The sequence below is a fragment of the Paraburkholderia humisilvae genome, assembly GCF_902859855.1.
Taxonomy (GTDB): Bacteria; Pseudomonadota; Gammaproteobacteria; order Burkholderiales; family Burkholderiaceae; genus Paraburkholderia; species Paraburkholderia humisilvae.
The window spans coordinates 109,039-121,162 of record NZ_CADIKH010000011.1 but is presented as its reverse complement, the minus strand read 5'-3'; the positions used below and the strand labels follow the sequence as shown (position 1 = coordinate 121,162).

The 12,124-nt window shown below is 61.6% G+C and carries 9 protein-coding genes; 3 read left to right on the top strand and 6 right to left on the bottom strand.

Annotated elements, in window-relative coordinates; translation table 11 throughout:
* The first annotated feature begins 321 nt into the window (after positions 1 to 321).
* Positions 322 to 1,443, top strand: coding sequence for a porin (locus HV796_RS13800; protein WP_175227060.1), 1,122 nt, complete (start codon positions 322 to 324; stop codon positions 1,441 to 1,443).
* A 155-nt stretch (positions 1,444 to 1,598) separates the two neighbouring features.
* Here HV796_RS13800 and HV796_RS13795 read toward each other — a convergent pair whose 3' ends face one another.
* The 5 genes from HV796_RS13795 to HV796_RS13775 all read right to left on the bottom strand — a co-directional run bounded on the left by HV796_RS13795 (position 1,599) and on the right by HV796_RS13775 (position 6,929).
* Positions 1,599 to 2,075 carry an SRPBCC family protein gene (locus tag HV796_RS13795; protein ID WP_175227059.1) on the bottom strand — a complete coding sequence of 159 codons (477 nt, stop codon included), beginning with the start codon at positions 2,073 to 2,075 and terminating at the stop codon, positions 1,599 to 1,601.
* Between the two features lie 159 nt (positions 2,076 to 2,234).
* The gene (locus tag HV796_RS13790; protein WP_175227058.1) at positions 2,235 to 3,362 is read right to left on the bottom strand and encodes an aromatic ring-hydroxylating oxygenase subunit alpha; all 1,128 of its coding nucleotides are present in this window, start codon (positions 3,360 to 3,362) and stop codon (positions 2,235 to 2,237) included.
* A gap of 335 nt (positions 3,363 to 3,697) precedes the next feature.
* The gene (locus HV796_RS13785; protein WP_175227057.1) at positions 3,698 to 5,218 is read right to left on the bottom strand and encodes a glycosyltransferase family 2 protein; all 1,521 of its coding nucleotides are present in this window, start codon (positions 5,216 to 5,218) and stop codon (positions 3,698 to 3,700) included.
* Positions 5,218 to 5,832, bottom strand: coding sequence for a cytochrome b (locus HV796_RS13780; RefSeq protein ID WP_175227056.1), 615 nt, complete (start codon positions 5,830 to 5,832; stop codon positions 5,218 to 5,220). Before HV796_RS13780 ends, HV796_RS13785 begins: the two co-directional genes overlap by 1 nt.
* 179 nt (positions 5,833 to 6,011) lie before the next feature.
* On the bottom strand, positions 6,012 to 6,929 hold the full coding sequence (locus tag HV796_RS13775; RefSeq protein WP_175227055.1) for a LysR family transcriptional regulator: 918 nt from the start codon (positions 6,927 to 6,929) through the stop codon (positions 6,012 to 6,014).
* A 141-nt stretch (positions 6,930 to 7,070) separates the two neighbouring features.
* Here HV796_RS13775 and HV796_RS13770 point away from each other — a divergent pair, with 141 nt between their 5' ends.
* Both HV796_RS13770 and HV796_RS13765 read left to right on the top strand, forming a co-directional pair.
* A complete protein-coding gene (locus HV796_RS13770) occupies positions 7,071 to 8,084 on the top strand; it encodes a glutathione S-transferase family protein (RefSeq protein ID WP_175227054.1) in 1,014 nt (337 codons plus the stop codon).
* Between the two features lie 101 nt (positions 8,085 to 8,185).
* Positions 8,186 to 8,470 carry a hypothetical protein gene (locus HV796_RS13765; RefSeq protein WP_175227053.1) on the top strand — a complete coding sequence of 95 codons (285 nt, stop codon included), beginning with the start codon at positions 8,186 to 8,188 and terminating at the stop codon, positions 8,468 to 8,470.
* 77 nt (positions 8,471 to 8,547) lie between these two features.
* On the opposite strand, the gene HV796_RS13760 is transcribed toward HV796_RS13765, so the two are convergent.
* Positions 8,548 to 11,958 (bottom strand): enterotoxin A family protein, encoded by a 3,411-nt coding sequence (locus HV796_RS13760; protein ID WP_175227052.1) that lies wholly within the window; start codon positions 11,956 to 11,958, stop codon positions 8,548 to 8,550.
* Between the last annotated feature and the right edge of the window lie 166 nt (positions 11,959 to 12,124).

Here is a 12,124-nt window from a genome sequence, read left to right as displayed (position 1 = left end):
CACCGACAAACTTCTTTTTATTTCGGGATAAATCCCACCCATCATCCATCCCCATCTTATCCTCGTTGCCATCAAGGCAACGTTGTTTTAATCTCAAAAATAGAATGCCTTTTATTTGAGACGAACAAGATAAATTAAAACAAAAGCCTACATTCCATTCACTGTTTTATTTCTCGTTCAGCAAAAATCAATTGCCAATTGTTATACGAAGATTATTTAGTGAGCCTACCTATACTGCGGCCGTTCCCCAGTAGGGAATGCACGTGTCCCGGTTTTCCAGCCTGCCGATGCGCGCCCCACCGAACACAGAAGGAAGCTCAGATGAAAAAGACCATGATCGTCGCGGCCGTTGCCGCGTCATTCGTTCCGCTCGCTCACGCACAAAGCAGCGTCACGCTGTACGGCTTGATCGACGCGGGCTTTACCTATACCAATAACGTCAACGGCAGCGGGCGCGCCGCCGTGAGCAGTGGTATCGATCAAAGCCGCTGGGGCCTGCGCGGGTCCGAAGATCTGGGCGGTGGACTGAAGGCAGTCTTTACCCTCGAAAGCGGTTTTGATATCAACAACGGCAAGCTCGCGAACGATGGCTCGCTGTTCAACCGCCAGGCGTTCGTCGGCCTTGCGAGCGACTACGGCACCGTCACGCTCGGCCGCCAGTGGGACTCGATGCAGGACTACGTCGCACCGCTTACTGCAACCGGCAGCTGGGGCGGCACATACTTCGCGCATCCGTTCAACAACGACAACCTGAACACGAACGGCGGCTTCCCGGTCAACAACGCGATCAAGTACACCAGCGTGAACTACGGCGGCTTCACGTTCGGCGGCACGTATGGCTTTTCGAATCAGAGCAGCTTTGCGAACAACCGCGAATACAGCCTCGGCGCGGCCTATCAGTACGCGGGTCTGCGCATTGGAGCGGGATACTCGCAGCAGAACAACCCGGGTGCCACGTCGAACGGCGCGACGACCGATCCGGACATGAGCGCGATCAACGATGCGGTCGGCGGGTTCCGCCAGCGTCAGTTCGGTGTCGGCGCGAGCTACGCGTTTGGCCCGGCGCTGGTCGGCGTCGTCTGGACGCAAACGCGCCAGGACAACTTCGCGAATTCGCCCGGCTCGTCCGCGCACCTGAACAACTACGAAATCAACGCGAAGTACAATTTCACGCCGGCACTTAGCGCGGGTATCGCCTATACGTACACGGACGGCGACTACAGTATCGCGGGCAAGAAGACCAATGTGGGCCACATCCATCAGGTCGGCGTGCAAACCGACTACGCGCTGTCCAAGCGTACCGACGTCTATGCGCAAGTTGTCTATCAGCGCGCCACGGGCGACGAAATCGGCGCTGCGGGAATTTACTCGGGTAACGCAAGCTTGCTCTCGTCGTCGCAGAACCAGGCAGCGGCGACGGTCGGTCTGCGCCACCGCTTCTGACCGCGCGTCGCGACCCGCTACGGCTGCGGCGTAGTCGCTAGTCGCTAGTCGCGGCCGCAACAAAACGAGGCGGCAACAAAAAAGCTCCTGTGTTTTACGGAACGCAGGAGCTTTTGATTTCGCGCGCGTTGCACGCGGCTGGACCGCCATTGGCGTCAGCCTGCCGCCATCTGCTTCAACTCCGCCGCAAGGCGATCAAAGCTCTCCTCGTTCGCCTTCAACGCAAACGTCTTCACTTGTGCGCACGCCGCCGCCGTCTCGAACACCATCCGATAGGTCAGTTTCGTATTGCCGACTGTCGCGCCGGCTTCATCGAAGGTCGCAATCACCCGGAAATGTGGCCCGGACATATGATCGAACACGATCCGTTCCGGTTCGGTGATTTCGAGAAATACGCTATGGTTCCGGTAATCGACGCCGTCCGGTCCGTGCATCACGAAGCGCCAAGCGCCGCCCGACCTGAGTTCGAACTCCTGAAAGGTATTGCGGAAGCCCTTCGGGCCCCACCAGCGAGCGAGATGAACCGGGTCCGTCCATGCGAGGAAAACGCGTTCGCGCGGCGCGTCGAAGGTGCGCGTCGAAAGAATCTCCAGGCCGGAAACGGTCGAATTCCCGTCGCTCACTTCGGACATGACGCGGCCTCCTCAATCGACAACGCGTCGACGGCGCGGGCGCCCGCCTATCGACCGCGAGCACTCTGGAGGCAGCATAACGCAACGCGCTCCATTCGGCTGCGGCGAATGCCACAGCCGGTCAAACCAGGCGGTCACGTCATCGTGACCGCGTACCGGTCAGCTCATGCATGACTGCGCCGCCGGTTCCGGTGCGATCGGCACCACGCGACGTGTTGGCGGCGCACCGCAAGTGCGCAGCAGATCGCGCAGTTCGTTGATGACCGGGAAGACTTCGTGATTCCAGTCCGCACCTTGGGCGTCGTGCGCCTCCTGCTCGCGCTCGACGATCCAGCGGTCTTCCTTGAAGATTCGCTCGGTGAACCAGACAAGCAGCGGCCACGCGACATCGAGCAGAACGCCGAGCTTTGGCCGCTTGACCGAAAGCAGGCCGAATGTGCGATTGGTGCGCTGTTCCGCATCGAGCGGCACATAGATGATCCACAGATCCATCACCAGCGTGCCATCCGACGTGCGGATCTGCAGCGTCTGGTACGGGTACTGGGTGCGGATGGTCATCACATCCTTGTGCTGCTTCTGCCCTTGCCGGCTCTGGCCGAACACGAGCGCCTCGCCGATCGGCTGCTGGCCAGCTTCACGCGAGAACGTGTAATCGACCTCGACCCAGTCGTCGCCGCGGCGCCGCCCGAGCGAGCGCGCGCGCATCTGACCCATCTGACGGCGATGCAAAAACTGATGGTTCATGTCCATCAGGTTCTCGTGCATGAACGAGTAGTGGCACGCGACTTCGCGGCCGAAGCGTCGTGTCTTGTAAGCGTGGTTCGCGACCGAACCGAGCGGCGGCAGCGGTGTCGACGCGGCGAGTTCCGCATTGCCCGGAAACACGAAGATCAGCCCTTCGACTTCGCGGCAAGGATAGGCGCGCACGCCGTTCGGCAACCGTTCGCGGCCGAGATAAGGCACGTCGACGCAGCGGCCCGTGCAGTCGTAGGTCCAGCCGTGATAACAGCAGCGGATTGCTTCGCCGTCGACCACCCCGCCGTGCAGCGGCACCTGCCGATGCGCGCAGCGGTCTTCGAGTGCGAACACGTTGCCGGACTCCGTCCGCACCAGCACGATCGGCTCGCCCGCGAAGCGCACGCCGTGCGCCTTGCCACGCTTCACTTCATGCGACCATGCAAGCGGATACCAGTAGTCCGGGTGAATGTGGACGCGGCGCAGATCGCGCACCGGCACTCCCACTGGGGTTTCGACTGTACTGTCTTCCACGGGACTGACTGCGTGCATGTATGACGTGCTCCTGGCGCGATTAAGCCCCTGCATCGTAGAGGCGAAGATGTAAAGCTTTCTATTGAATTACTGAATGCGCTCTTCAGTCTACTCGAAGTACGATCGTTTTTTGAAAATTGAGAAAAATCCATGCCTGCGAACGCAGGCACGGCTGTGGCAAGGCAGGGTATATGCGTATGCCGCAAAGCACGGACCGTTGGCGATCAACAACGGCCGCGCGACGCGTCAGCAAGGGGAAGGGAAGGGAGACTACAGGGAGTGCCGGCGTGCCAGGCCGCGGTGCATGGCGCACCGCGGTCGTTGTCAGCAGCGAGCCGGAGAACGGACTGTCGTTACGGCTTGTGACGGGTCGGCGCGATCAGCCCGGAGCGGTGCTGCTTACCCCACGACTTGCCGCCACGCAGGAAGTGGAACCAGCCGAGCACAGCACCGGTGTGCCGCAACAACTGGAACGTGAATGGCTCCGCAATTGCCGCGGCCATCGCCATCCACAGGCTCGACCCGGCGCGCAGGCCGGTCCAGCGGCGATACAGATGGATACTCCAGAGGTAGAACGCCAGATCGAGCGCGGTCTTCAGGAAAATCACGCTGAAGATCGACACGACGATCACGCCATGACCGCCGAACAGAAACGCAAGCAGCAGAGCGAATGCGGTCAGGCCGTAGACGGGCTGCATCGTGTCAAACGCCTTGACCGGCAGCATCAGCATGCCGAGCGTGCCGTAGCGGCGGTTGCCCGTCATGTCGCGATTCCAGTATTGCGTTTCGAGGAAGCCGGCAAACCAGCGGCGCCGCTGCCGCAGGAAACTCGCAAGCGTATCGGGGGCGTCGGTCTGTGCATGCGCATTGCCGACCACGCTGACATCCCAGCCGAGCCCGCGATCCACTGAATAGCGTCGCAGCCGGTGGATCAGTTCGTAGTCTTCAACCAGACACTGACCATCGAAACCGCCGACCGCGACCAGCGCGTCGCGCCGGAACGACGCGAACGCACCCGATACCAGCAGCAGGCTGTCCGCGCGCATCCATGCGAAGCGCGAGATGAAGTTGCGCATGTACTCGTAGGTCTGGAACCACTGGAAGAGCCGCCCGCCAACCGACTTGCTGCATACCGGCACCAGAATGCCGGTCGCGGCGACCAGCGTATCGCTTGCGGCGAAGGCAGCGCGCATCGCGCGCGTCGCGTCGGCGGCAAGCAACGTATCGGCGTCGACCGTCATGATGGTTTCGGTCGTCATGCGCTCGATGGCCGCGTTCAGCGCGCGCGCCTTGCCGCCATGCGGCAGGCGCAGCCAGTAGAGGTTCGGGTAGCGCGTGCTGGGCGCGCTCAGCTGGCCAAGCGCAGGCGTCGAGAGGCCAAACCGGGTCGTCAGCAGGGCTTCGGTGCCATCGCTCGACCCGTCGTCGGCAATCACAATCTGCACGGGACCGTCGATCTGCTCGAGCAGCGCCGCCAGCGTGACCGGCAGGACCGCCGCTTCGTTATGCGATGCTACGATGATGCCCATCTCGGGCATGCGTCGCTCGCCCACGGCTTGCGACGACACCATGCGTCCTGCGAGAGGCCACGACTTCAACGTGACGAAGCACAGCAGCAGCGTGTCGTAGAGCACATAGGCCAAGCCCGTCGCCCATGCGACGAGGCCGTGCAGAAAGAACGCCCGCGCGAACAGCAGCACCCACAGCGCGGTGACGCTGCCGTGAATCAACCGACCCGCCCACGTCGCCTGACGCGGCACGAGACGCGGCGACAGCGCGGCGAGCGCGTCTTCCAGCGAATGCCTGGGCGTACCGCCGGAGCGATCGGCCTGCGCTTGCGGCGCCTCTTTTTCGATCACTACGTCCGAGCACATCAGGGCACCATCCGTTTGATGACCGAATGGCGGTCCAGCCACTGATGCTTCAGCGCACCGCCGATGTGCATCGCGAGCAACGCGTAAAGCGCATACCCGAACCACTCATGCAGCGTGCCGAGCTTGTCGTGCAGATGGAGCCGTTCCTTGACGGCAGGATCGATGTTCATGATGAACCCGATCCGCGGCCATTCGAAAAGGTGGAAGTACTGCATCGGATGCGTTGCGGCATCTTTCCAGGCGGAGTCATGCGCCCAGCCGGAAAGCGGCAAGCCGATCATCAGCAGATACAGCAGGAAATGAGCAATGTGCGCGGCCGCCCGTTCCCATGCTGGGAATTCGCTCGGCAACGGCGGCGGACGATGCGAGACGCGCCACAGAATACGCAGCAGCGCGAGACCGAGCACCGTGATGCCAATCGACTTATGGGTGTCGATTACCGGCCGCACCCAATCGTCAGGCAATGAATCGGCGGACAGGCCGAGCGCAACGTTGCAGATGATCAGGAGCGCGATCACCCAATGCAGCGCCATGGCAACGCGGGTGTACTGCGAAGGTGCGTTGGCAAGCGGGAGCGCCGTGTGTCCGTGCCGGGGCTCAATTCGGGTCGTCATGAACGGGTTTGCAGGAAATGGGTTAGCGACGAAAGGTATTCGAAATAGATGCACAAACAACGGGCAGACATGCGAAAAGCTCGCTTGTCCGATTAACGGACGGACGAGCCTTTTTATTCCGCATTTTCCGTTCTTTTGACGCGCCCTTATTTCGTTTCGTTGCACCGGTCATGCAAAGTTCATCGAACAAACGTGTCGATGCCATGCACGAGGCGCTTCGCAAGACGCGGTTGGCGAAGCTGATCAATCCACCACTGCAGCGCGCGGCCTTCGTGATCGCCCCGCCATGCGACGTATAACACATTCGGCTCGCGTGGGTCGGATGTCTCTTTTTCGATGAGTTCGCCTCGTTTGAGCAGCGACGCAACACGCTGCCGGGGCAGCCAGCCGACGCCGAGCCCGTCGCGTTGCGCGAGAATTTTCGCGCGCATCGTCGGCACCGCGAGCGACGCCTGCCCGCCGACGACACCATATGCGCGACCGCTTGCACGCGACGAGTCCGCAACGACCACCCCGCGCTGCTTCGAGATCTGGTCTCGCTTCAAAGGCCCCTTGGCGGCGGCGAGCGGATGACGCGGCGACACCGCGAACACCCATTCGACGACGCCCAGTTCAAACCAGCGCAGGCCCGGAATGGCCGGCGGTTCGTTGGTTGCGCCGACAATCAGATCCGCGCGGCCGTCGCGCAACGCCTCCCATGTGCCGCTCAGCACTTCGTTTGTGAAGCGAAGCTTCACGCCCGACTCCAATGCATCGAATGCGTGAACCAGCGGCATCATCGTCTCGAACTCCATCAGCTCGTCGCTGACGATCCACAGGCGGTCCTCCCAGCCGCTTGCCACCTGGCGCACACGTTGCGTCATCCGCGCGACGTCCTGCATCAGCCGGGCCGCTTCCTCGGCAAGCAGATGGCCGGCGGGCGTCAGCTGCAGACGATAGCGGCGGCGGTCGAACAGCAGCGCGTCAAAGCGCGTCTCGAGCTGGCGCGCCGCATGCGACACGGTCGAAGGCGCCTTGCCGAGGCGCGCCGCCGCACGCGACAGGCTGCCGCTTTCGCGAATCGCTTCGAGCAGCGTGAGTTCTTCGTCGGTCAACATGTTCCACTCCATCGAACGAGTCGGGCGGAAAGATCGTACGGCAAATCGACCAAAGCAGTGCACTATCAACCTGCCGCAGCGGCGCGAACCATTCGCAGGCCGCGTCTCTGCTTGTGGGCACGAACGAAAGGAGTCACACGAATGGGACTGTTAATCGACGGCAAATGGCACGACCGCTGGTATGACACCGCTGCGACCGGCGGCCGGTTCGTCCGCAAGGACGCCGCGTTTCGCAACTGGGTGACGCCCGACGGCGCCGCCGGCCCGAGCGGGCGCGCCGGCTTCGACGCGCAAGCCGGCCGCTACCACTTGTATGTGAGCCTCGCATGTCCCTGGGCGCATCGCACGCTGATCATGCGCGCATTGAAGGGGCTCGAAGCCGCGATCAGCGTATCGACGGTCCACTGGCTGATGCTCGAGGACGGCTGGACCTTTGCCGACGGGCCTGGCGTCGTGCCCGACGACGTCAACGGCGCGCGCTTGCTGCGTGATATCTACACGGCCGCCGATCCTGTTTACACAGGCCGCGTCACCGTGCCCATTCTGTGGGATAAACAGCAGCGCACGATCGTCAGCAACGAATCGTCGGAGATCATCCGGATGCTGAATAGCGCATTCGACGCGCTCGGCGCGCAAGCAGGTGATTACTATCCGGCCGCATTGCGAGAGGAAATCGACGTCATCAATGCGCGCGTGTATGACACGGTCAACAACGGCGTCTACAAAGCCGGCTTCGCGACAACACAGCACGCGTATGAAGAAGCGGTCGTGCCGCTGTTCGACACCCTCGACTGGCTCGAAGCACGCCTGACGACGCGCCGCTTTCTGACCGGAGATCGGCTCACGGAAGCGGACATCCGACTCTTCACGACGCTGATACGCTTCGACGCGGTGTATGTCGGGCATTTCAAATGCAATGTGCGGCGCATTGCCGACTATCCGAATCTGTCCGCTTTTACGCGTGACGTGTACCAGCACCCGGGTATCGCCGCGACGGTGAACTTCGAGCACATCAAACGGCACTACTACGAAAGCCATCGGACCATCAACCCGACCGGCATCGTGCCCCACGGGCCGCTCCTCGACTTTGCAGCGCCGCATGACCGCGAACGGCTGGCGCGTGTTGTGCCCGCATCGAGCACAGCAGCTCGATGACGGTCGTCGGGCAGCACGCAAACGCTGCCTGTGCGGCGCTGGCCCGGCGTCGCCGCGCTACGCTAGACTGTGTTCGCGACGTTAGCTTCGAGGAGATCCGCATGAGCCGCAAGACACGCACCGCCTCCCAGTTGCAGGACGAAGTCAGCCGGCGCCTCCATCGTCTGCAAGACATTGTCGACGAAGGTGTCAAGATTCGCGTGCCGCGTCCGCAATTGCAGGAGCCCGATGCGTCGGGATGCAATTGGGACACGAAGCATTTCGGCAACATGGCGGGCCATGAGCGAGCGGTCGCCGAAGTGGTCGCGATGGTACGCAAGGAATTCAATCTGTCGACGGAAGCGAAACATCTGAACAGCCTGTTCGGCGAGCCGTCCCCCGAATAAGGGTGAAAGCGGTCACGCGCGTCTGCGACATCGGCAGGGCCGACAGTTCGATCGTCTGCGGCGGGCAACGGGGCACACTAGCCAAGCAGACCAAGGAGCTTCTCATGCCGATTTTCCCTGCTGCGAACCCTTTCCCACACGTCATCGCCAATCCGGTAACTCGAGGAAAGATCCGATTGGTGGAACGGGAATGCGCCGGGTCTGGAATCGAATTCCGTCCACCAGCGCAGTGAGCCATCCAGCGTACGAGCTTCCAGGTCACTCGACCCGCGCGCTGTGACGTAAAGGCCGTCCCTGAACAACCATGCGGCATCGTGCTCGCGCAACCACTTCGATGCAGCGCGCGCATCGTCGGTACGTATTATGTCGGCGTAGTCCAGAAAATTGCCGCGGTACGAATTGCCGGGCACCGTGGTGACGAAGTGCGTCGCCGTTTCCGGGAGCGCCTCATCCGGGTCTGCCTCGAAGAGATAGAGCAGTCGCCGTCCCATGGTCTGTCCCGCGAACGTGTATTCATTGTTCCTGGGTGGCTTGGCCGGTCGCTGGTCAGGTCGGTGCAACGCCCAGACCGATCTCACTCCTTCGGCGGTCCGCGTTACGTACGGCGTATAGACTGTTTTCCCCACCGTCAGAAACTTGCCGTCCTCTCTATGAATCAGATTCGAGCCGGAGTACTCGAACACGCCGTTCGTGCTGTTCAGATTGGACGGAATTCCGCCCAGATAAACATACCCGTCCGAGCCCACGCGCAGCACCTTTTGATAGTCGTCGGCAAGATGCAACCGCCCGTCATCACCCAGCGTAAAGCGATGCCTGCTCGCCGGGTTCAGTGACGACATCTTGTACCTGCTGGCCACCACGGGCGAGCCGTACTGATCGATATGGAGGTGCGTTCCTTGCGTGCCGCTTGCGCCATACGCTTCGACCGTCAGGGGGCCGCGATAGTCGAGCCCCATCGCTTGTCGGGCCTGTAGTTCACGTACCTTCTCCCATGCATTGTCGTAGAACGCAGCGTGAAACCGGTCGATATCCTGATTGAATTGTCGAGCGTCTCCATTCGTGTTCCTCAATACGAATGGGCTATACGACGAATCACGCCATACACCATTGGTGACTGGAAAGCGTGATAGCAATGGTTGCCCGCCGGCCGTCCTGGTCTGGTTATAGACATCCCAGCGATAAACCGGGTTCGGAACGAACCTGCCCGCAACGCCATTCGTGACGACGCGCCAGCCGCGAATTTGCGTATAGTCAATCCGCCCCATCGCCGCGACCTCCGAATTCTCCGGGGCACGCGCCTGCGACCCCAAACTCGAATTGACGTCGACCATATTCGGCGTCGGCGCGACGAAATAGATAAAACCCGAGGTCGCCGTCGAAGGCAAGCGCGCCGCCGCCTTACGCTCCTGCCGGAATGTGCCCAGATAGCCCGCGCTATCGACGAGAAACGGGTTCGACGCGACATCGAAATTGTGCATGTCGAGATTGATGTTGCGTAGCCTCGTGTGGTCGCATTCGAAACCACCCTGCTCGGCGAGTTCGGCCGGCGTTATCGTAGATGGGCGGAACAACGCAAACGGCTTGCGGTCTTGCGCGAAATTTGGTGAGCGCTTCAGTTCGTCATGTTCGGAAGCGGCGTCGGCACCCGGGAGCGTTGCGGGCGGCTCGTCGAAGCCGAAATCGGGCTGAGCAGTCAGATTGGTAAGCGCAGGCGTGCGCGACGGATTGCCGGTGACCCCAAGCAACGGCTCGACGCTGCCAAGTAGCAGGTTTGTCGCCCGCGATTCGTGCGGCTCCGGTGCGGCCGGTACGCTGTGCGGCGACGAGGCGACGTCATCGCTATGGCCGAAGTACACGGTGTCCACGTGGTCGATGCCGCGGTATTCCGGATAACCGCGTTCCATCACGCCCTGCAATGCCTGCGAGAGTTCCGCGAAACTTGTGTACCTGAATACCCCCAATTCGGGTTCGTACAGGTCGTAGCCGTCCTGCTCGAAGCCGCCGGCCTGTCCACGCCGCTGCACGACAATCGAGTATCCTTCGACGGCCGCGCTGGCCGAACCTCGTTCGCTGTCTCCTGCACTTCTGAACGTCAGTCGAAGTTCTGCAAAATCGTTGCGATAGGGCAGGCTTGCATTTTCCGGATCGTGCGAACCGCCGAAGTGTAGCCGCAGATCGGCCAGCAGACCTTCGACGGTATTCGTTCTGGCGCGCCCCGGGCGCCTCGTCCGATTCGGCAAATCGCCCAATACGGCGTACCGATTCTCCGTCTCCATGCGGCTAATTTCCTGAATGGCATCGGGCCGCCGCGCGCGATCGATAAGCCGCTCCCTGATGTCCTCGATCGCCTCGGTAAGATCCGGCACGCGCCCCCGCGCAACGTTCCTCAATGCATAGTACGCGAGCGCCTGGGAGGCGCTAGGGCGCCGGCGCCTTTCGCCCGCTGCAGCGGACAGCACTTCGCTCGAAAGTTCGTTCGCCTCGTCGGCGGATGCATCGTAAAGCTCATGCGTCGACGAGACGGTGCCCGGTAAAACGTGCACCGGCGGCCCCAGCAACGGCGTCGATTGCGGCAGCGGCTGTTCGGCCAGCGCCGTCGCAGATCTCTCGAAAAACTGAACACTGTACGGCATCACCTCGAGGCCAAGCTCGGGCTCGTCGAAGGCTTCGTCCATGTAGGCCCGAAGTGAGTCTTGCATCAGTTTACGGTTTTGATACAGGAACGCACCGGTATTCGGGTCGAAAATGGTGTATTCGTCGTGCGGAAGCCGTTGAACCAGCAATGCGTGACCGTACTCGAGCTCGCGTGACCTGCGCGGACTCAGCGCAAGTCGCACGAATGCCATTTCGTTTTCGCGCAATGCATTGCCGAGGCTGTCGATCATCGCATTGATATTGTCGGTCCGCGTTAGGCCGCGATTGAAGTGTTCGGTTCCTCTCAATCGATATCGGAGCAAACCCAATGAAGCCGCGTTGAACTGAAATGCGTTGACGCGGCTGAACTGTGCCTGTGCAACGCCACGGCGTCGCCTCGTGGCGTCGAGACTCATCTGATGCGCGACCTCGGTCAGATCTTGCGGCGCAGCTGAGTCACTTCGATCGACTCTGCGCATCGCCTCGCGTACCCATCCCGCACAAGCGCCGATGTGACTCGCACTCGCATAGCGATACTGATCGAATGGGTAACACGTCCATGCGTTTTCGACCAACGCCTCGCCGCCCCGGCATTCGCGGAATGGCGAACCCGATGCACATTTGGTCTTTGCCGCGCCACGGGGCGCGCGCGACGGCGCCTGGATCGGCGCGGCTTGTGCCTGCCGGACACTCCGTGCGTGGCTTAGCGAAGCGATTGCAATGAAGCTCGATGGAGCACCCGCGCGTGCACCACTCGCGTCAGCATCGCCCCCTGCTTCGGCCTGCGTCGGGACATCGGTTGCCGGACGGGCCGGCGCCTGTGCAAAACCGCCAGCGACGGGATAAGTGGACATGATACGGACTCCTTGAGCAGCGCCATTGCTCGTGCGGGAGTCTTCATTGCACCATTTGCGACAATGCCCGATGCAATACCTGAGTATCTCGGCCGTTGCAAGCGTCCGCTGCGTCCTCGATCAGTCGACAAACAGGCGTAGTTTGGACTCGCTGCACCGCGAAGAT